Raw genomic sequence first — 19,904 nt, forward strand, 5'->3', positions numbered from 1 at the left:
TATGCGAGAGATTGCCACCCTCTCGTTGCAGAACGCGGCCCGACCTCTCGTAACATGGCGGCAAAGCGCGTGAAACGGATGGGATGTGATTGCTTGCTGAGCGAATTTTTGCCATATTTTATCTGAATTGCTGAGAGAGGCCTTATGCCTCGCTTGCTTGTGACCGGGTGGGGGCCCGGGCTGGCAAGGACCGACTGCTCGGGGGAGAGACGGATGTTCGGACGGTTTTCGACGGGTCTGGTACGGACCCTTCGCGACCTGCGCAAGGGTGACGAGGCTGTCGTCGCCATCCAGGTCGTTATTTTTTCTGTGGCGCTTCTGACCTCGGCAGGTCTGGTGATCGATTTCGGTCGCGCCTATTCGGCACACACGCAGATGCAGAATTTCGTCGACAAGGCGGCGCTCGCCGCGGCGGCGGAACTGGATGGTGGCGAGGACGCGATCACGCGGGCGACGGCGGCCGCGATGGCGGTGCAGCAGAATTCGACCTTCGTCGAGGGGGATGGCGCCTTCTCCATCGAGTCGATGACCTTCCTCGTGGGAAATCCCGTCGATTCGAGCGGCGATTTCGATGCCGGGGCCGTGTCGACGCTCGCCACGACGACCGATGCGTTCGCCAACCACGTGCACGTGAAGGCAAGCAACGAGACGGTGCGCCTCACCTTCCTCTCCATCGACATCAACGATGCCGACGACACAGGCGCACCCGAGACCGAGGCCTTCGACCTCTCCGTCTATGCCGTCGCCCGCATGGAGGTGTCTTTCTGCGGCGATCTCAGCACGCTGGTGATGTGCAACCCGTTCGAGGGAGACAGCGCCGGCTTCGCCGGTCAGATGGACAACCAGGAAGGGGCGCGCATGCTGCTGCATGTCGATCGCTCCGTCGCAAGTGGCGGGGGCTATACCACCACGCCGCTCAGCACCAATGACGGCCGGATCCGCGTCGGCGTCCTGTCCTCCGCCGACGATCAGCTCGGCGCGGATGCGGGTGGGTTCTGCGACGATACCGGCCTGCAGGTGTTCCAGGGCAACGCACATGTCGATTACGTCGGCGGCGATGGCACAACCGCGCGCACGCCGACGCAGACCGACCCCTGGACCTACCCCACCCCCGGCACGGCCGATTTCGAGCGGCTGCGCGATACCTGCCTGCTCGCCTCGATCGACAGCCAGCTCCAGTGTGTTCGGGGCGAGGTCCTCGTGAAGCCGACCGACCCCGAGGTCGTGACGACTGCGCTCAACACGCTGTTCGACATCTGGGACGCGCCGATGGACCGCGTGCTGAACCAGCCCGTAACGGCCGGCCGGGCCTTCGCGCCCGATTACGTGGCGCCGAACGGCCTGTTCACCCGTGAGGAGTATCAGGACTATTACGCGGAGCAGGTCACCCTTGCCGAGCAGGACGTGACGGACGCCGAGGCCGACGTGGCGACCGCGGAGCGCAATCTGGCAATCGTCGAAGCTCGCTTCCCTCCCGGCTCTGCGATCGTTGTCCAGAGGCAGGCCATGCTCGATTCCGCCAACGCCACGCTGGCCGCGCGCGAGGAAAGGGTCACGGAACTTCAAGCGGTCGCGGCCGAGTATCCCGACACGATCGCGAATGCCGCATCGCGTCGCAACATGATGCGCACGTCGGGTGGCGAAACCATCTATGGCCCGATGTATCTGACCGGATGCCTCGACGGCGACAGCCCCAATTGTCCCGTGCACTCCTATATCGCGATGGCGAATTCCTACAGCGACCCGGCCGACGTCAACTCGCTCTGGCAGAAGAGCGATGCGCAGCCCTTCGATACTGCGATCCTCCCTGCCGAAGCCGCCGAGGTTCCCGGCGAGGAAGCGAGCGGTTCGGAGGAAGCGACGGAGGCCGAGGGTTCCGGTGGCGAGGCCGAAACCGAATCCGGCACCACGCCCGCGACCTACGATCCGCGCGGCATCGTCAGCCGCGGCAAAACGCAGTTGCCCGACGAGGAAAACGGCGATGCGATGACCGACGTGACCGGCTGGTATGTCTACAACGACACCGACGACGATCACCACGGCTACATGGCGTTCAACCTCGAGGGTAGCGAGGGCGACACTCTCTACGATGCGCATATTTTCGTCCCTGCGCGGTCTTATGTCGAACTGCAGACACCGGTCGATCAGACGCTCTATGTCTACTTCCGCGACGGCCTTACGGTTTCGGCCTCGGTGGACGCGGCAGGGGCCTATACCGGCATCCCTTCGCCGTCCTACGACATCGCCCTCGACGACCGGCTGGCCTTCGCGGGGTATTTCGGCGGCGTCTACACCAACTTCAAGATCGACAACTCGGTCGATCCGGAGCGTCCCAGCACCTCTCTCGACTGGGACATCGCGTCCGCCCAGACCCTCTATGACGGGTACAGCCTGGTCGAGCGTCCGCTCGCCAACGCGGACATGCTCCAGACGGATGCGGGCAACAGCCCGTCCTACGCGAATGTGCGCTCGTATCCCGACAATTACGAGTTTACCGGCATCGGCGCCCATGCGGAGCAGACCACCGAGCGTCGTCGCCAGAACGTCGCGTTGGTCAACTGCCAGGCACTGACCTCGCCGACGAACAACACCTCCGGCACCTATAATGGCTCCTATGTCGCCGAGCTCGAGGGCGTCGTATCGCTGTTCTTCACCGAACAGGTCATCGTGCGGGAGTGCGACAGCACGATCGGCGGGGACCCTGAAGATCAGAAGGATTGCTGGAATTCCGATATCGTCGCGGCGGACATCGCCGTGGAATATCTCGGGATGGCCGATCCGTCCGATCCGGATGTGCAGGAATATCGTAACTACGCGGTTCTCGTGCACTAACCCGAGAGGCAACTCAATCGGAACGGCCCGCCCCACCCGGCGGGCCGTTTTCGTTTGCGGACTTGACGCGCAGGCACGCCGCACGTACACCCCCACCCAATTCCCGGAAGTGAGAGCTTCCGGTCCCACGGCCCGTGCGCCGGGGATCGCCACCGGTCAGCGCGTTGCGCCCGCCGGTGCGTTCGACGTTGGAGCGGTCGCATTCCGCCCCCATATCGAATGGCATCCCCATCCATCGGACCAGAACGAGGAACGGCCATGTTCGAGAATCTGTCAGACCGGCTTTCCGGCGCCCTCGAAAAGCTCACCCGCCAGGGCGCGCTGACCGAGGAGGACGTCTCGACCGCGCTGCGAGAAGTTCGCGTGGCGCTGCTGGAGGCGGACGTCTCGCTGCCGGTGGCCCGTGATTTCGTCAAGTCGGTCCAGGAGCAGGCCACCGGTCAGGCCGTGACCAAGTCGATCACGCCCGGCCAGCAGGTCATCAAGATCGTGCATGACGCGCTGGTCTCGACGCTCGCGGGTGACGATGCCGATGCGGGCGAGCTGCGCATCTCCTCCCCGCCTGCGCCGGTCCTGATGGTCGGCCTCCAGGGCTCGGGCAAGACGACGACGACCGCGAAGCTCGCCAAGCGCCTGTCCGAGCGCGGCAAGAAGCGCGTCCTGATGGCCTCGCTCGACACCCGCCGCCCCGCGGCGATGGAGCAGCTCGCCGTTCTCGGCATGCAGATCGGCGTCGACACCCTGCCCATCGTAGCGGGCCAGACCCCGGTCCAGATCGCCAAGCGCGCCAAGCAGCAGGCGACGCTGGGCGGCTACGACGTCTACATGCTCGACACCGCCGGCCGTCTGTCGATCGACGACGAGTTGATGGACGAGGTCGCCGCCGTCCGCGACGAGGCGAAGCCGCACGAGACCTTGCTTGTGGTCGACGGCCTGACCGGCCAGGACGCAGTGAACACCGCCGACAATTTCAACAAGCGTGTCGGCATCTCCGGGGTCGTGCTGACCCGGATGGACGGCGATGGCCGTGGCGGTGCAGCCCTCTCCATGCGCGCCGTCACTGGCAAGCCCATCAAGTTCGTCGGCCTCGGCGAGAAGATGGACGCGCTCGAGGAATTCCACCCCGAGCGGATCGCCGGGCGCATCCTCGGCATGGGCGACATCGTCTCCCTCGTCGAAAAGGCGCAGGAGCAGATTGAGGCCGAGCAGGCCGAGCGCATGATGAAGCGCTTCCAGAAGGGTCAGTTCAACATGAACGACCTGAAATCGCAGCTCGAGCAGATGATGAAGATGGGCGGGATGCAGGGCGTGATGGGCATGCTGCCCGGCATGGGCAAGCTGACCAAGCAGATGGATGAGGCCGGTCTCGACGACAAGGTGCTCAAGCGCCAGATCGCGCTGATCGATTCGATGACCAAGCAGGAGCGCCGCAACCCCGCCCTGCTGCAGGCCAGCCGCAAGAAGCGGATCGCCGCCGGTGCGGGCATGGAGGTCAGCGACCTCAACAAGCTCATCAAGATGCACCGCCAGATGGCGGACATGATGAAGAAGATGGGCAAGATGGGCAAAAAGGGCCTGATGCGCGGCGGCCTCGGCGCGCTGATGGGCAAGGGCGGCGCGGGACTGCCGCCGGGTATGACCCCGCCCTCGGGCGCGATGCCCCAGACGCCGAGCGGGATGCCGGGCCTCGGCGGCGCACCGCTCCCGCCGGGCCTGTCGGGCTTCGGGAAGAAGAAGTGAGCCGCGCGACCGCATATGACACGCCGCCCGCCACCGGGCGGCCCCCTCACCCGCATGCGGGAAAGGGAGGGGGTGAGGGTATGGCCCCGACCCTGCGCACCGACCGCCTGGTTCTGCGTGCCCATCGCCGCTCGGATTTCGACGCCTACGCCGCGATCTTTGCCTCCGACCGCTCCGTCCACATGGGCGGCCCGCTGGATCGCGACGCAGCCTGGGGCAGCTTCTGCGCCGATGTCGCGGGCTGGGCGCTCAACGGCTTCGGCGCCTGGGCCATCGAGCGCGCCTCCGATGGCCAACTGATCGGCCAGGTCGCCCTGCAGCACCCGCCGCGGTTCCCCGAGCGGGAACTGGGCTGGATGCTTTTCGACGGGTTCGAGGGTCAGGGATTCGCGTGCGAGGCCGCGACGGCCGCCCGCGACTTCGCCTTCGACACGCTCGGCTGGTCCGATTGCGTCAGCTACATCTCACCCGAGAACGCGCCCTCCATTCGGCTGGCACAGGCAATGGGCGCCCGGCGCGACGAGACGGCCCCCGTGCCGGTTGCGCATGATCTCGTCTACCGCCACATCGCACCGGGAGGCACCGCATGACCGACCCCGTTTCCCGCGCCCGCGAGATCCTGGCCGAGCATCGCTCCGCCATCGACAATCTCGACGCCATCCTCGTCTACACGCTGGCCGAGCGCTTCAAGCGCACGCAGGCGGTGGGCAAGCTGAAGGCGACGCATGACCTTCCGCCCTCCGACCCCACGCGGGAAGGAGAGCAGATCGCCCGGCTCGAACGGCTTTCCGCCGATGCCGGGCTCGACCCCGACTTCACCCGGAAATTCCTCGAATTCATCATCCGCGAAGTCATCCGTCACCACGAAGAGTTCCAGGAACAGGCCTGAGATCAGGCCCCACGACACGCCAGACCCAAGGAGAAAAATCATGGCAGTCACCATTCGCCTCGCCCGCGGCGGCTCCAAGAAGCGCCCGTTCTACCGCATCGTCGCCGCCGACAGCCGCTATGCGCGCGACGGCCGCTACATCGAGAAGCTGGGCACCTACAACCCGCTGCTGCCGAAGGATGACGAGAACCGCGTCCAGATGGACATGGAGCGCGTGCAGGACTGGATGTCGAAGGGCGCCAAGCCGACCGACCGCATCTCCCGCTTCCTCGAAGCCGCTGGCGTGATTGAGAAGAAAGAGCGCGCCAACATGAAGAAGGCTGAGCCCGGCAAGAAAGCCAAGGAGCGCGCGGAAGAGCGTGCCGCCAAGGAAGCCGAGGCCGCCGAGGCAGCCGCCGCTCCGGCCGAGGAAGAGACCGCGACCGAGGAGTGATCCCCGGCCCGGCGTCCCGCTCCCTCGGGGGCGGGACCGGCAACATGAGGACGGGATGCGATCCTTCGACGACCAATTCCGGGACGACCTGACCGACCTCTTCCGGTTGCGGCGCGACGTGCGCCGCTTCCGCTCCGATCCCGTGCCGCAGGCGTTGCTCGACGACTGCCTCGCCGAGATCGCGCACGCACCCTCCGTTGGCCTCGCCGCGCCGTGGCGCATCCTCCGCATCGACGGGGCTGACGCACGCGCCTCCGCCCTCTCCAATTTCGAGGCGGCCAATGCGGACGCCCTTGCCGGTTACGACGGTGAGAAGGCCGAACTCTACGCCGGGCTGAAGCTGTCGGGCATGCGCGACGCGCCCGTGCAACTCGCCTTCTTCTGCAACGACGGCACGCCGCGCGGCTCCGGCCTCGGCGCGGGGACCATGCCGCAGATGCGGGCCTACTCGGTCGTCGGTGCCATCATGTATCTCTGGCTCGCGGCCCGTGCGCGCGGGCTGGGACTGGGCTGGGTATCCATCCTCGACCCCGATCGGCTCTGCCGCGACCTCGACGTGCCCGATGACTGGGCTCTGGTCGGCTATCTGTGCCTCGGCTGGCCCGAGGAAGAGAGCGAGACCCCCGAACTCGTCACCGCGGGCTGGGAAGATCCCGCCCCCATCCCGGAGGTCATCGTCCGATGAGCGATCTGGTCTGTGTCGGCGCCATCGCGGGCGCCTTCGGCGTGCGTGGGGAGGTGCGGCTCAAGAGCTTCACCGCCGATCCCTCGGCCATTGCCGACTACGCCCCCCTCGTGACCGAGGACGGTGCGCGCAGCTTCGACGTGACCATCACGCGCGCCATCAAGAACGGCCTGGCCGCGCGCCTGACGGGCATCGCGACGAAGGAGGACGCCGACGACCTGCGCGGCACGCGCCTGTTCGCCCCCCGCGAGCGGCTGCCCTCCCTGCCCGACGACGAATTCTACCACTCCGACCTGATCGGCATGACCGTGGTCGATACCGGCGGCACCGAGCTTGGCCGTGTGCGCGCCGTGCACGACCACGGGGCGGGCGACATCCTGGAGGTATTGGGGTCCTCCGGCGAGGTCCTGATCCCGTTCACGCAAGCCGCCGTCCCGACCGTCGACCTGACCGCCCGTCGCATCGTCGCCGACATCTCGTTCGACGACTGATGCTTCGGCTTCGCGCAAATATCCCCGCCGGAGGCCCCCGCCCGTGACCGGACGTTCCCACGGCCGCAAGTCGATCGCAGCCTCCGTCAGGCCGCGCGACCTGATGGAGGAGCGCCAGCTCGCCCGCACCTGGACCGCGCGGGTTCTGACGCTCTACCCCGACATGTTTCCCGGCATCCTCGGCCACTCCCTGACGGGCCGTGCCTTGCGAGAGGGCCTGTGGCAGCTCGAGACGACGAGCATCCGCGAGTTCGGCCTCGGCAAGCACCGCGCCGTGGACGACACGCCGACCGGCGGCGGGGCCGGTATGGTCCTGCGCGCCGACGTGCTCGACGCCGCGATCCGCGCCCGTCCGGTGATCGGCCCGCTGATCTATCTCAGCCCGCGCGGCCGCCGCTTCGACCAGCCGATGGCCCGTGCGCTCGCTGCCGGTCCCGGCGTCACGCTCCTTTGCGGCCGGTTCGAGGGCGTGGACGAGCGCGTGATCGAGCATCACGGCATCACCGAGGTCTCGCTGGGCGATTTCGTCCTGACGGGCGGCGAGATCGCGGCACAGGCCTTGATCGACGCGAGCGTCCGCCTTATACCGCGCGTGCTCGGGAATGCCGAGTCGGCTGTCGAGGAGTCCTTCTCCGGCAACCTGCTCGAACATCCCCAGTACACACGGCCCAACGACTGGAACGGCCGCACGGTGCCCGAGGTGCTCCTCTCCGGCAACCATGCGGCGATCGCCGACTGGCGACGCTCCAGCGCGGAACGGCTGACGAAGGAAAGACGTCCCGACCTGTGGCGGGCGCATGTGCAAGGCACCTCTGCGGACCCGAACGGAAGCGCGCAGCTCTCGGACGCGGAAACATTCGCCGAAAAAGGCGATCACAAGGAAGATTGACATGAACCTGCTTCAGACCCTCGAAGCCGAGCAGATCGCCGAGCTCGGCAAGGACATCCCCGACTTCGCCGCCGGTGACACCGTGCGCGTCGGCTACAAGGTGACGGAAGGAACCCGCACCCGCGTCCAGAACTACGAAGGCGTGGTGATCGCGCGCAACAACGGGACCGGCATCGCCGCGTCCTTCACCGTGCGCAAGATCTCCTTCGGCGAAGGTGTCGAGCGTGTGTTCCCGCTCCACTCCCCGAACATCGACGCGATCACCGTCGTGCGTCGCGGCAAGGTCCGCCGCGCGAAGCTCTACTACCTGCGCTCGCGTCGCGGCAAGTCGGCCCGGATCGCCGAAAAGACCAACTACCGCGCCCCGAAGGCCAAGAGCTGATCGCGACCCGATCGCAACAATTTCCACGGGCGCCCCTTTCGGGCGCCCGTTTCGTTTGAACGGTCGGCGTCTGGCGTCTATTCTTCCGCATCGCGATCCGGAGCGTTGCCCCCCGTGTACGACCTGCTTCTCAAAAGCCTGCTATTGATGCCGCGCGTCTTCCTGAGGACGCTGCCAGTCGCCTTGCTCGTCGCGCTGATCTATTTCGGGCTGATCGACAACACGTCTAATCCGCTCTGGCAAATCGTCTTCGTCCTGCTTCTGACGACGCCTTGCATCGCCATCATTCGCATGGCGGCCCTGCGCGCGGCGCTCGTCGCCGCCGATCGCACCACGCCCCCGACCATCGCCCACCTGACGAAGGCGCAGATCCGTTTGGCCTATGGCAACCTGCTCCCGATCAACGTCGTCCAGAGCATCGCGATGGTCATCATCGCCGCCTTGGTCGATGCCAGCCTGACCGAAGGGCTGACGCAGGCCAGTCTGGAATATGCCAAAACCGGCTCCACCGCCGGCTACGACGAGGTGGCCGCCAACTTCACGACACTGTTGCAGGCCGCGGGCTGGATCGCCTCGCTCATCGCCGCGGCCGGCTTCGGCGTGATGGGCGTGCCGATGGCCGCGTCCGCCGCCAACGCGGCCGAGAAGCGCCCGCGCCACGACATCACCTTCGGGCTCGGCTGGAACTTCTGGAAACTCGCCCTTCTCTACCTGGTGGCTCTCTTCGTGAACGCGATCGTCGCGATCTGCCTCGCACTCATCGTGCTCTCCGCGCTGACGCTGGGCGACGTCTCCTTCGCCCGTTATGTCGTCCCGGCCGCCATCGTGCTCTATGTCAGTCTGCATTTCGCCACCACGGCGTCGGGTGCGGCCCTGTCCTACGGTCAACTTCTCGATCAGAAGGCCGTCATCCGCGACTACGTCAAATCGCAGATCGCCGGGCCGCAGACCAGCGCCGACGACCTGCGGGCCCTGCGGCAGTCGCGACAGCGCGGTTAGGCCTTGCGCCGGAGCCTCGACCAAGCTACGAGGCAAGCTTCAACGTCACCCTGACGGGCGACGGAGGCTGGCCCGTCCCCTCCGCTCAGTCCGTCGCGAAGGATCCCGAGACATGAAAAAAGACATCCATCCCGACTACCACGTCATCGACGTCAAGATGACCGACGGCACCGTCGTCCAGATGCGCTCGACCTACCAGTCCGAGGGCGCGCAGCTGAACCTCGACATCGACCCGACCGTGCACCCGGCCTGGACCGGCGGCACCTCCCGCCTGATGGACACCGGCGGCCGCGTGTCGAAGTTCAAGGCGAAATACGACGGCCTCGGCTTCTGAGGCACGGCAATCGTTTTCGATCAGCCCGCCCCGGCCCGGCCGGTGGCGGGCTTTTCATTGCGGCGGACCCGTGGCGCGAACGACGCGATCGGCGGAAACCTGCCGCCGCTCCCTTCCCGCAACACCAGCCCTTGTGTATCAACGCGAGGTAAGGTGGTTCGGAGGGTCCGCATGGCGCACATCATCGTGCTCGGGAACGAAAAGGGCGGGTCGGGCAAGTCCACGACCTCCATGCACCTCTTCGCGGCCCTTGCCCGCTGCGGACATAAGGTCGGGGTTATCGACCTCGACCTGCGGCAGAAGAGCTTCTTCCGATATCTCGAGAATCGCGAAGCTTTCGTCGAACGTACCGGCACCCGGCTGCCGATGCCCGTGCGCCATACGCTGGAATATTCGACGCTCGACAGCGTGACCGCCGCGCAGGCCGAGGAAGAGGCGCGCTTCGCCGAGGCGCTGTCGCGGCTCGACGAGAGCTGCAGCTTCATCCTGATCGACTGCCCGGGCTCGCACACCCGCTATGCCCAGATGGCCCATGCCGCAGCCGACACGCTGGTCACGCCGATGAACGACAGCCTGATCGACTTCGACCTGCTGGCTCGGCTGGAGCCGCAGACGGGCAAGGTCATCGGCCCGTCGGTCTACGCCGAAATGGTGTGGAAAGCGCGCCAGCTGCGCGCCAGCGCGGGGTTGAAGCCGGTCGACTGGGTCGTCCTGCGCAACCGGATTGCCTCGCTCAACGCCCGTAACAAGCGGCGGGTCGGCTCGGCCTTGGGTGAACTCAGCAAGCGGATCGGCTTCCGGGTCATTCCCGGTTTCGGAGAGAGGGTGGTGTTCCGCGAGATGTTTCTGAGCGGCCTGACACTGCTCGATCTCAAGGATGCGGGCGAGGGAAATCTCAACATCTCCAACATCGCCGCCCGGCAGGAGGTGCGCGACGTCGTGAAGGCGCTGAACCTGCCGGATGTCAGCATCAAGTTCTGAGCCGACGGTCCGTTCAACGAAAAAGGGCGCCCCACCGGGCGCCCTTTCGTGCTGCCATCGGTCGCGATATCAGCCGTTCGGCTCGACCAGTCGGCAGATCCGGTCCTGCGCCCGCAGGGAGTTACAGGCGGCGGTCGCATCCGCCTCGGTCAGCCCGACAAACTGCGCGGCGTAGAGCTCGACGCCGTTCACCGTGGTCGGCCCGACGGCGCGGTGCGCGCCCGAGAGCGGCTCGGAAACCCCGACCAGCGCATCGGTCAGGACCGATTCGGCGAAGGCACTGTCACGGTAGGCGCCCAGTTGGACCGCCCATTCCCCACCCGGACGCGGCATCGGACGCGGCGCTGCCATCGGCGCGGAGCGGCTGCCCGTCGCGGTGCCCAGTGCGGCCACGGGGCGCGGCTCGTCGACGCGAATGCGCAGCGGCACGGTCGAGGCGGTCTCCGCCCCTTCGTCGGGGTTCACCGCGGCATTCGCGGGCGAGACCAGTGCGTTGCCCACCAAGCTCGCCGCCGTGGCGATCTGGCTCGGTGCCTGCTCGCCGCGCGGCATCGGCCGGACGGAGGCCATCACGGCACCGGCCTGCACACGTTCGGGCCGGATCGTCGGCGCGCTGGAGGGTGCGCGGGCGAAGCCCATGTCCAGCAGCTCGACCATGCGGTTGTAGCGCCAGGAGCTGTTCCGCCCGCCGAAGATCACCGCGATGATCCGCGTATTCCCCCGCTCCGCCGAGGCGGCGAGGTTGTAGCCCGCAGCGCGGGTATAACCGGTCTTGATGCCGTCCGCCCCGCGATAGCCGTTGAGCAGGCGACGGTTGGTGTTGCGGACATGGGCGATGCCCGCATCGGTGCTGACCCGGCCGAAGATGTTGTAGTACTGCGGGAAATCGTAGAACAGGTGGCGCGACAGCTCCGCCATGTCGCGCGCGGTCGACATGTGACCGCTGGCCGTCAGGCCATGCGCATTGCGGAAGGTGGTCTGCGTCATGCCGAGCGCGCGGGCGGTGCGCGTCATCTGCTGCGCGAAAGCCTGCTCGGATCCCGCGATCGCCTCACCGAGGGCCGTCGCCGCATCATTGGCCGACCGGATGGCCGCCGCGCGGATCAGATAGCGCACCGAGAGGCGCTGGCCCGCGCGCAGACCCAGGCAGGAGCACGATTCGGAGGCCGCGTTGCGGCTGATCCGGATCTGCTGATCGAGGTCGAGCTGACCGTTCTCCACCGCCTCGAAGGCGAGGTAGAGCGTCATCATCTTGGTCAACGACGCGGGATGCAGCCGCGTATCCGCATTGCGCGAATGCAGGACGCTGCCATCCCGCGCGTCGATGACGATCGCGGCATAGGGCGCGGCCTTGCCCGCGACGGTTGTCAGGAAAAGGCACGCTGTAACCAGCGCGAGACTCAGCATACGAGAAAGCATCGGCAACACTCCGACGATGAAAAACTGTCCAGGTACGACCGGTTATCCGATCTGTTTGTGATTTACATGCACATTGCAGCATACCCATTTGAATTGCAACGGATATGCGTCAAGCCCTGCCTGCGTCTATCTGCAGGCAGAAAAGTTAATAACCCGCAAATGAGGCGGAAATCTGCCCCGCACGCGGGTGTCCACCAACTTCGGGACACAGATTTTTGTGCACCGCAACACGAAATTCTTGACGCACCGCAGCAAGCATCCTATCTAGACCATCAGAAGGCGAAAGAGTTTGCGCCCCAGCCAATGTAACGGAGTGATGAAAATGACTGCCAAGACCCAAGCCAAAGCCGCGACCGCCCAGATGGAAACCTTTGCTGCGGACGCGCAGAAGACCATGAACGAGACCGTCGAGAAGATGACCAAGGGCTTCGAAGACGCGTCCACCTTCGGCCAGGAAAACCTCGACGCGATGATGAAGTCCGGCGAGATCGCGGCCAAGACGGCCGAGACCCTGGGCAACGAAGTGTCGTCCTACACGAAGAAATCCTTCGAGGAAGGCGTCGCCGCCGCGAAGGACATGGCCTCCGCCAAGACCATGACCGAGCTGTTCGAGAAGCAGTCGGCCTTCGCCCAGACCATGTTCGATGGCTGGATGAAGCAGACCACCAAGATGAACGAGATGATGGTCTCCTCCGCGAAGGACATGGCGGCACCGCTCGGCGACCGCATGAACGCCGCGACCTCGGCCATGAAGTCGATGACCGCCTGATCGGTCCCGACCCCAAGACCTCGAAAGGGGGGAGGCTCACGCCTCCCCCTTTTTGCGTCCAGATGTCCCTTTTCACCTTTTGCGGCAATCATATATTGTGAAATCCGCTTGCAGGGGACATATGGGCGACATGACTTCCCACCACATCACGCATGCCCGTCCGACCGGGCCTCTCCGCCTCGCGCAGGACGACGACGCCATCGGCGACGATGGCGATGTGGCGCTCGCGACGAAGACCAAGCCGAAGACGGCCAAGCCCCCGCTCTACAAGGTCCTGCTGCTCAACGACGACTACACGCCGATGGAATTCGTCGTGCACGTGCTGCAGCGCTTCTTCGGCATCACGCATGGCCAGGCGGTCGAGATCATGCTGACCGTCCACAAGAAGGGCGTCGCCGTGGTCGGCGTCTTCAGCCGCGAGATCGCGGAGACCAAGGTCACGCAGGTGATGGACTACGCCCAGCGCAATCAGCATCCCCTCCAGTGCACGATGGAAAAGGAAGAGTGAGCGACGCACAGCGGCTCGCCCTCCTTTCCGACCGGCCACAGGGGAGCATCGGCGTCCTGGGCGCCGAGGCCGAACCCGGCTGGGCAGACTTTCCCGACCTCGTCTTCGAACAGCGCGACCGCGTCGCCTTCGAGCGGATGCAGGGCATGGGGCTGCATGTGGTGCCGAAACTCGAAGAGCCCGTCGACGCCCTGATCGTCAGCCTCGGCAAGTCGCGACAGCAGAATCTGGGGCGCATCGCGCGGGCGGCACGGCTGCTGCCCGCGGGGGCGGAACTCATCGTCTCCGGGCAGAAGACGGCCGGGATCGATTCGCTCCTCAAGCAGCTTCGCAGCCGAATGACGCTCGGCGAGGTGACGTCCAAGGCGCATGGCAAGATCGTCGCGCTGACCCTGCCCGACGACGCCGCCGCTTTGACCGAGGACTGGCACCGCGCGGCGCAGCCTGCGATACGCGACGGGTTCGCGACGGCACCCGGCATGTTCAGCGCCGATGGCCCCGACCCCGGCTCCGTGGCGCTCGCGGATCGGTTCGATGCGGCACTGTCCGGGCGCGTCGCCGATCTGGGGGCCGGATGGGGATGGCTGTCCGCGCAGGCGCTGGCCGCCGCCCCCGCGATCGAGAGCATCGCGCTCTACGAGACCGATGCCGACGCGCTCGACGCCGCACGCCGGAACGTCGACGACCCGCGGGCGGAGTACCACTGGGCGGACGTGACCGCCCTGCCCGCGAGTGGCGATGCGGACTGGGTCATCATGAACCCGCCCTTCCACGCTTCGCGCGCGGCGGAGCCGGAGCTGGGCCGCGCCTTCCTCGCCGCCGCGGCGCGGGTCCTGAAACCCTCCGGCACGGCCCTCATCGTCGCCAACCGGCATCTGCCCTACGAGTCGGCACTGGATGCGCATTTCCGCGACTGGACCGAGCAGCCCGGCCCCGCCGCCTTCAAGATCTTCTCGGCCCGACGACCGAAGACACCGGCACGGCGTTAACCTTTCTTTAGGAAAAGGCTGGCCACGGCCGCCGAGCGGCCCCACATGTTAACGCATGTTAACCGTGTCGCTCCTCGCCGTCCTGCTCACCCTCCAACCCGGAGAGATCACCGGAGCGGTCCGCGTGATCGACGGCGACACGATCGCGCTCGACGATACGCGGGTCCGCCTCGCCGGAATGGACGCGCCGGAGACCGGCCAGCCCTGCGGCGCCCTGCCCTGCGGCGAGATGGCGACCGCGGCGCTCGACGCGCTGATCGCCGACGCGCGGGTCGCCTGCGCGCCCACCGGCGACACCACGCATAGCCGGATCGTCGCCACCTGCCGCACGGACGATGAGGCCGATCTCGGCGGCAGCATGGTGCGGGCAGGCTTCGCGATGGATCATCCCGACCACTCCCCCGACTACTCAGCGCCAGAGGCACGCGCCCAGGCCGAATCGCGCGGGCAATGGCGGGGCGAGACGACCCCGCCCTGGACCTGGCGGCAGGCGGCGAACGCCCCCGCGGCCGGAAGCTGCGCGATCAAGGGCAACATCTCGAACAATGGCCGGATCTACCACAGCCCCGGCGACCGCAGCTATGCGGCGACCCGCATCGACACCAGCGCGGGCGAACGCTGGTTCTGCTCCGCGCTCGAGGCCGAGGCCGCGGGATGGCGCGCCCCACGCGGCTGAACGCCGCCGCGCGAACCCGTGTCCCCTGCCGCCGTGACCGGCTGCCCCCTCGCAAATCCGCCTCATTTCCCCTATATCGCCTCTTCGCCGTCCTTCGACGGCACATGAAACGGAGGGGACGATGGGGTCTCTTGCAGGAAAATCGGTCATCGTGACCGGGGCGGCCAGCGGCGTCGGCCTCGCCATCGCGCGCAAGTTCCGTGACGAGGGCGCGCGCGTGATGATGGCCGATATCGAGGACGACAAGCTCGAAGCCGAGCGCAAGGTGCTGTGCAAGGATAACGAGCGCGTTCGCTGCTTCACCTGCGATCTGCGAGAGAAGCTCAGCATCGCCAACCTGATGGCCACCACCATCGACAATTTCGACCGGGTCGACGTGCTGGTGAACGCCTCGCGCCAGGTCATCAGCTCCGACCCGCTGGACGCGCAGGGCGACGTGTTCGACGCGTTGATGCAGCAGAACGTCAAGAACGCCCTGCGGCTCAGCCAGGTGGTCGCCAAGAAGATGATCGCCCAGTCGGCGGAGGAGCCGGATGTCCGCAACGCCGGTGCCATCGTCAACGTGACCTCGATTTCCGCCCAGCGGACCCTGCCCGAGCTGCTGGCCTACTCCGTCAGCTGCGCGGCGCTCGATCAGATGACCCGCAGCCTCGCCGTGGCCCTCGCGCCCAAGGGCGTGCGGGTCAACGCCATCGCGCTCGGCGGCGTGATGACCGGGCATCTGAAGGAAGCCTTGCGCGAGCGCGAGGAACTGCGCGACGAGCTGACCGCCGTGACCCCGCTGGGACGGATCGGAGATGCCGAGGAGGCGGCGGAGGCCGCGCTGTTCCTCGCCTCCGACCGCGCCAGCTTCGTCACCGGCCAGATTCTCGCCGTCGATGGCGGGCGCACCAATCTCGACCCGCTCGACGCCCCGTCGGGCTAATCGACGCCATCGTACAAAGGGCGACACCTCACCGCCTGTCGCCTCCTCTCCCGCCCGCGGGAGAGGGCCGGGGTGAGGGCGCCTACCCGTTCTCTCGCAGCACGGTCCCCGCGAGATACAGCGACCCGCAGATCAGCACCCGCGCATCCTCAGGCACATCGGCCAACGCAGCCGAAACACTCTCCGCCTCGCTCGCCTCCAGCCCCACATCCCGCGCCGCGGCCGCCGTGTCAGCCGCACTCAGCGTCGCGGCCTCGCCGGGGATCTCGACCGCGTGCAGGTGCTCGGCGACCGCGGCCAGCGGTGCCATGTAGCCCCGCACGTCCTTGGTGTTCAGCATCCCGCAGATCAGGTGCAAGGGCCTGTCGGGCAAACGGCCCAGCGCCTCGGCCAGCGCGACGCCCGCCGCCGCGTTGTGCCCGCCGTCGAGCCACAGGTCCCGCTCCCCGGCCTGCTCGACCAGCGGCCCGGTCCGCAGTCGTTGCATGCGCGCAGGCCACTCGGCCCGCGTCACGGCCGCCTCGCACGCAGCATCGCCGACGCCGAGCGCACGCAAACTCGCCAGCGCCGTCCCCGCATTCGCCACCTGATGCGCGCCGATCAGCACCGGCAGCGGCAGATCAAGCAGCCCGCGCTCATCGAAATAGGCCATCCGGCCCTGGTCCTCGTAGGCGTCCCAGTCCTGCCCTGCGATCGACAAAGGCGCGCCGACCGCCTCGGCCCGCGCCTCGATCACGTCGCGCGCGGCATCCTCCTGCCGCGCGACGATGCCGGGCACGCCGGGCTTCAGAATTCCGGCCTTCTCCCCCGCGATCTCGCCCAGCGTCTCGCCCAGATATTGCTGATGGTCGATCGAGACCGGCGTGATGACCGTCAGGGCGGGCTTCGCCACCACGTTGGTCGCATCGAGCCGCCCGCCCAAGCCCACCTCCAGCAGCACGTAATCCGCCTCGACCCGCGAAAAGGCGAGCAGCGCCGCGCAGGTCGTGATCTCGAAGTAGGTGATCGGCGCATCGCCATTCGCCGCCTCGCACTCCTCCAGAACCGCCATCAGCGCCTCTTCCGAGATCGGCCCGTCCGGCAACCGGATCCGCTCGTGGAACCGCGCCAGGTGCGGCGAGGTGTAGGCGCAGACCCGCTTGCCCTCCGCCTCCAGCCCCGCGCGGATCATGGCGAGGGTCGAGCCCTTGCCGTTCGTGCCTGCGATGTGGATGACCGGCGGCAGCCTGTCCTGCGGGTTGCCCAGGGCCTCCAGCAACCGCCAGACGCGGTCCAGCACCAGATCGATCACCTTGGGGTGCAGCGCCATCAGCCGCTGCAGCACCACATCCGAACCTTGGCTCATTCCGTGGCGGGCTCCGGCGCGGGCAGCACTTCCGGCGTGGGCGCCGGCAGGTCACCGTGGCTGCGCGGACGCTCGTTCATCAGCAGGCGGATCAGCGTCGCGAGCTCGTCGCGCATCTCGCGGCGATGGGTCACGCGGTCCAACATCCCGTGATCGAGCAGGTATTCCGCCCGCTGGAATCCCTCGGGCAGCTTCTCGCGGATCGTCTGCTCGATGACGCGCGGCCCGGCGAAGCAGATCAGCGCGTTCGGCTCGGCGATCTGCACGTCGCCCAGCATCGCGTAGCTCGCCGTCACACCGCCGGTGGTGGGATGGGTCAACACGACGATGTAGGGCAGCCCCGCCTCCTTCACCATGTTCACGGCGACGGTGGTGCGCGGCATCTGCATCAGGCTCAGGATGCCCTCCTGCATCCGCGCGCCCCCGGCGGCGGAGAACAGGATCAGCGGCGCCTTCAGTTTCACCGCGCGCTCTGCCGCGGCGACGATGGCGTTGCCGACATACATCCCCATCGATCCGGCCATGAAGCTGAAATCCTGCACGGCGACGACGCTGGTGATCTCCCCGATCTTGCCTTCGGCGACGATCATCGCCTCGTGCTCGCCCTTCGCCTTGCGCGCATCGGCCAGCCGCTTGGCATAGGGTTTCTGATCCTTGAAATGCAGCGGATCCGCGATCGGATCGGGCACCTTCACCGCCGTAGAGACACCGCTGTCGAACAGGGCCGCCAGCCGCTCGCGCGGCGAAATGAACATGTGGTGATCGCAGTTCGGGCAAGTATAGAGCGCGTCCGACAGCTCCCGATGGAACAGCATGGTCCCGCAATTGTCGCACTTGGTCCACAGGTTCTCGGGCACCTCGCGGCGCGAGAACAGGGAGTTGATCATCGGACGGGTGAAGTTGGAGATCCAGCTCATGCTTGCGCCGTGCCTTCCTTGCAGGTTCAGCCCTCAACTATAGCGCGCCCACGGCGATTGCAACGTAACGTCGCTTGCGGCAAGCTCCGCAGGAAAGGTCAGCATCTATGACATGACCGAAGGGGAGACGCGCATGACCATCGGCACCGATATCCGCACCTGGTTCGAGGGAGAGTGGCACGACGGCAACCCGCCGATCCTCGGCGCGGCCGACCACGCCACCTGGCTCGGCAGCCTGATCTTCGACGGCGCGCGCGCCTTCGGCGGGGTGGCCCCCGATCTCGACCGGCACTGCGCGCGCACCGTCGCCTCGGCCCGCGCGATGGGGATGGAGCCGCCGATGGACGCGGACGGCGTGCTCGCGATCGCGAAGGAGGGGATCGCCCTCTACCCCGAAGATGCCGAGCTCTACATCCGCCCGATGATGTGGGCTCGCGACAGTGCCGCCAACCTGATCTCCCCCGCCGCCGAAAGCTGCGCCTTCGCGCTCTGCATCGAGGCGATGCCCCTGCCACCGATGGGCGCGATCGCGCTGACCGTCTCTCCGTTCCGCCGTCCCCGCCCCGACACCGCACTGACCGAGGCGAAGGCGGCCTGCCTCTATCCGAACAATGGCCGGATGCTGACCGAGGCGCGCTCGCGCGGCTTCGACAACGCCCTGTCGCTCGACGACTGGGACCACGTGGCCGAAACCGCGACCAGCAACGTGTTCCTCGTGCGCGACGGCGTGGTGCGCACGCCCCGCCCCAACGGCACCTTCCTCAACGGCATCACCCGTCAGCGCGTGATGGTACTGCTGGCCGAGGACGGGATGACGGTCGAAGAGGCGTCCCTGACCACCGCCGACTTCGCCAACGCGGACGAGATCTTCCTGACCGGCAACGCGGCCAAGGTCACCGCCGTCAAGCGGTTCGAGGATCGGGAGATGCAGCCGGGCCCGGTCGCCAAGCGCGCCCGCGAACTCTACTGGCACTGGGCCGGCGCACCGGCGGAGGCGTAGGCCTCAGCCCGCGGCCCGCCGCGCCACGTAGTCGCGCAGCAACGGCACCCGGCGGGGGCGAAAACTGCGCCCGCTCGGGCTTGCCGCCTCGATCCCCGATGCCCGGAAATGCCGCCAGTCCTGCCGCAGGCAGCACCAGGCCAGCAGCGTCAGCGACCGCTCGGCATAGCTGAGGCCCAGCGGCCAGATCTCCCGCTCGGACACCGCACCCGCCAGATCGCGATAGCGGATGTCGAGCGCGAATTCATCCCAGCAGGCGCGCCGCAGCATGTCCATGTCCACCACCACCGCATCGCGCGCGGGCGCGGGCCGATAACTGCGCAGCACCGTATGCATCGCCTGTCGCGACTGCGCGTCGGGCAGGGTCGCGATGATCCGGGCGAGCGCGGATCGCCCCGCCGCCTCCAGCGCGGCATCGCCGGTATGCCCCAACTCGCCCAGTGCCATGACGAGCGCCTCGATCTCCAACCGCGAGAAACTCTGCGGCGGCAGCGCCGGATCCTCTGTCAGGCTGTAGCCGACGCCCGCCTCCCCGTCGATCAGCGCGCCGCCCGCGCGCAAGGTGGCGATATCGCGGTAGAGCTGCCGCCGCGACACGCCCGTCTCCTCCGCCAGCCGCGCGGCAGTCACCGGCGCGGGCAGGCGGCGCAGCGCATCCATCAGGCGCATCAGTCGGTCGGGGCGGGCCATGCTGACAGGAT

General features: G+C 67.2%; 22 protein-coding genes. 18 read left to right on the plus strand and 4 right to left on the minus strand.

Features of this window, described 5'->3' with window-relative positions; translation table 11 throughout:
- The first annotated feature begins 213 nt into the window (after nucleotides 1-213).
- The 12 genes from RX333_RS03310 (at nucleotide 214) to RX333_RS03365 (ending at nucleotide 10,655) form a co-directional block, all read left to right on the plus strand.
- Nucleotides 214-2,832 carry a TadE/TadG family type IV pilus assembly protein gene (locus tag RX333_RS03310; protein WP_316013495.1) on the plus strand — a complete coding sequence of 873 codons (2,619 nt, stop codon included), beginning with the start codon at nucleotides 214-216 and terminating at the stop codon, nucleotides 2,830-2,832.
- Nucleotides 2,833-3,090: 258 nt separating this feature from the next.
- Entirely contained in the window at nucleotides 3,091-4,572 is a 1,482-nt protein-coding gene (gene ffh / locus RX333_RS03315) for a signal recognition particle protein (protein WP_316013496.1), read from the plus strand.
- Nucleotides 4,573-4,652: 80 nt separating this feature from the next.
- Nucleotides 4,653-5,162, plus strand: a complete 510-nt coding sequence (locus RX333_RS03320) for a GNAT family N-acetyltransferase (protein ID WP_316013497.1) — start codon at nucleotides 4,653-4,655, stop codon at nucleotides 5,160-5,162.
- A complete protein-coding gene (locus RX333_RS03325; RefSeq protein WP_316013498.1) occupies nucleotides 5,159-5,461 on the plus strand; it encodes a chorismate mutase in 303 nt (100 codons plus the stop codon). The genes RX333_RS03320 and RX333_RS03325 overlap by 4 nt, the downstream gene beginning before the upstream one ends.
- A 40-nt stretch (nucleotides 5,462-5,501) precedes the next feature.
- Nucleotides 5,502-5,894 (plus strand): 30S ribosomal protein S16, encoded by a 393-nt coding sequence (rpsP, locus tag RX333_RS03330; protein WP_316013499.1) that lies wholly within the window; start codon nucleotides 5,502-5,504, stop codon nucleotides 5,892-5,894.
- A 55-nt stretch (nucleotides 5,895-5,949) separates the two neighbouring features.
- Nucleotides 5,950-6,579, plus strand: a complete 630-nt coding sequence (gene bluB, locus RX333_RS03335; protein ID WP_316013500.1) for a 5,6-dimethylbenzimidazole synthase — start codon at nucleotides 5,950-5,952, stop codon at nucleotides 6,577-6,579.
- Complete coding sequence (rimM, locus tag RX333_RS03340) at nucleotides 6,576-7,070, plus strand: ribosome maturation factor RimM (protein ID WP_316013501.1); 495 nt, start codon at nucleotides 6,576-6,578, stop codon at nucleotides 7,068-7,070. The genes bluB and rimM overlap by 4 nt, the downstream gene beginning before the upstream one ends.
- 103 nt (nucleotides 7,071-7,173) lie before the next feature.
- A complete protein-coding gene (trmD, locus tag RX333_RS03345; protein ID WP_316013605.1) occupies nucleotides 7,174-7,959 on the plus strand; it encodes a tRNA (guanosine(37)-N1)-methyltransferase TrmD in 786 nt (261 codons plus the stop codon).
- Between the two features lies 1 nt (nucleotide 7,960).
- Nucleotides 7,961-8,341, plus strand: a complete 381-nt coding sequence (rplS, locus tag RX333_RS03350; protein ID WP_316013502.1) for a 50S ribosomal protein L19 — start codon at nucleotides 7,961-7,963, stop codon at nucleotides 8,339-8,341.
- 114 nt (nucleotides 8,342-8,455) lie between these two features.
- Complete coding sequence (locus RX333_RS03355) at nucleotides 8,456-9,340, plus strand: hypothetical protein (RefSeq protein ID WP_316013503.1); 885 nt, start codon at nucleotides 8,456-8,458, stop codon at nucleotides 9,338-9,340.
- A 112-nt stretch (nucleotides 9,341-9,452) separates the two neighbouring features.
- Nucleotides 9,453-9,674, plus strand: coding sequence for a 50S ribosomal protein L31 (rpmE, locus tag RX333_RS03360; RefSeq protein ID WP_316013504.1), 222 nt, complete (start codon nucleotides 9,453-9,455; stop codon nucleotides 9,672-9,674).
- 171 nt (nucleotides 9,675-9,845) lie between these two features.
- Nucleotides 9,846-10,655 (plus strand): division plane positioning ATPase MipZ, encoded by an 810-nt coding sequence (locus RX333_RS03365; protein ID WP_316013505.1) that lies wholly within the window; start codon nucleotides 9,846-9,848, stop codon nucleotides 10,653-10,655.
- Between the two features lie 69 nt (nucleotides 10,656-10,724).
- Here the strand turns inward: RX333_RS03365 and RX333_RS03370 are convergent, their stop codons facing one another.
- Nucleotides 10,725-12,062, minus strand: a complete 1,338-nt coding sequence (locus RX333_RS03370) for a D-alanyl-D-alanine carboxypeptidase family protein (RefSeq protein WP_316013506.1) — start codon at nucleotides 12,060-12,062, stop codon at nucleotides 10,725-10,727.
- Nucleotides 12,063-12,396: 334 nt separating this feature from the next.
- Here RX333_RS03370 and RX333_RS03375 point away from each other — a divergent pair, with 334 nt between their 5' ends.
- The 5 genes from RX333_RS03375 to RX333_RS03395 all read left to right on the plus strand — a co-directional run bounded on the left by RX333_RS03375 (nucleotide 12,397) and on the right by RX333_RS03395 (nucleotide 15,941).
- Nucleotides 12,397-12,843, plus strand: a complete 447-nt coding sequence (locus RX333_RS03375; protein ID WP_316013507.1) for a phasin family protein — start codon at nucleotides 12,397-12,399, stop codon at nucleotides 12,841-12,843.
- 130 nt (nucleotides 12,844-12,973) lie between these two features.
- Nucleotides 12,974-13,351, plus strand: a complete 378-nt coding sequence (gene clpS, locus RX333_RS03380; protein WP_316013508.1) for an ATP-dependent Clp protease adapter ClpS — start codon at nucleotides 12,974-12,976, stop codon at nucleotides 13,349-13,351.
- Complete coding sequence (locus RX333_RS03385; protein ID WP_316013509.1) at nucleotides 13,348-14,340, plus strand: methyltransferase; 993 nt, start codon at nucleotides 13,348-13,350, stop codon at nucleotides 14,338-14,340. Before clpS ends, RX333_RS03385 begins: the two co-directional genes overlap by 4 nt.
- A 55-nt stretch (nucleotides 14,341-14,395) precedes the next feature.
- Nucleotides 14,396-15,016 carry a thermonuclease family protein gene (locus tag RX333_RS03390; RefSeq protein ID WP_316013510.1) on the plus strand — a complete coding sequence of 207 codons (621 nt, stop codon included), beginning with the start codon at nucleotides 14,396-14,398 and terminating at the stop codon, nucleotides 15,014-15,016.
- Nucleotides 15,017-15,137: 121 nt separating this feature from the next.
- Nucleotides 15,138-15,941 carry an SDR family NAD(P)-dependent oxidoreductase gene (locus RX333_RS03395; protein ID WP_316013511.1) on the plus strand — a complete coding sequence of 268 codons (804 nt, stop codon included), beginning with the start codon at nucleotides 15,138-15,140 and terminating at the stop codon, nucleotides 15,939-15,941.
- Between the two features lie 82 nt (nucleotides 15,942-16,023).
- Here RX333_RS03395 and RX333_RS03400 read toward each other — a convergent pair whose 3' ends face one another.
- Both RX333_RS03400 and accD read right to left on the minus strand, forming a co-directional pair.
- On the minus strand, nucleotides 16,024-17,286 hold the full coding sequence (locus tag RX333_RS03400; protein ID WP_316013512.1) for a folylpolyglutamate synthase/dihydrofolate synthase family protein: 1,263 nt from the start codon (nucleotides 17,284-17,286) through the stop codon (nucleotides 16,024-16,026).
- Nucleotides 17,283-18,203 carry an acetyl-CoA carboxylase, carboxyltransferase subunit beta gene (gene accD / locus RX333_RS03405; protein ID WP_316013513.1) on the minus strand — a complete coding sequence of 307 codons (921 nt, stop codon included), beginning with the start codon at nucleotides 18,201-18,203 and terminating at the stop codon, nucleotides 17,283-17,285. Before accD ends, RX333_RS03400 begins: the two co-directional genes overlap by 4 nt.
- A gap of 112 nt (nucleotides 18,204-18,315) precedes the next feature.
- On the opposite strand from accD, the gene RX333_RS03410 reads away from it, so the two are divergent.
- Nucleotides 18,316-19,203, plus strand: coding sequence for a branched-chain amino acid aminotransferase (locus tag RX333_RS03410; RefSeq protein ID WP_316013514.1), 888 nt, complete (start codon nucleotides 18,316-18,318; stop codon nucleotides 19,201-19,203).
- Between the two features lie 3 nt (nucleotides 19,204-19,206).
- Here RX333_RS03410 and RX333_RS03415 read toward each other — a convergent pair whose 3' ends face one another.
- The gene (locus RX333_RS03415) at nucleotides 19,207-19,893 is read right to left on the minus strand and encodes a YafY family protein (RefSeq protein WP_316013606.1); all 687 of its coding nucleotides are present in this window, start codon (nucleotides 19,891-19,893) and stop codon (nucleotides 19,207-19,209) included.
- Between the last annotated feature and the right edge of the window lie 11 nt (nucleotides 19,894-19,904).

Origin of the sequence: Roseobacter sp. HKCCA0434 (assembly GCF_032464675.1) — a bacterium.
Lineage (GTDB): Bacteria > Pseudomonadota > Alphaproteobacteria > Rhodobacterales > Rhodobacteraceae > Pontivivens.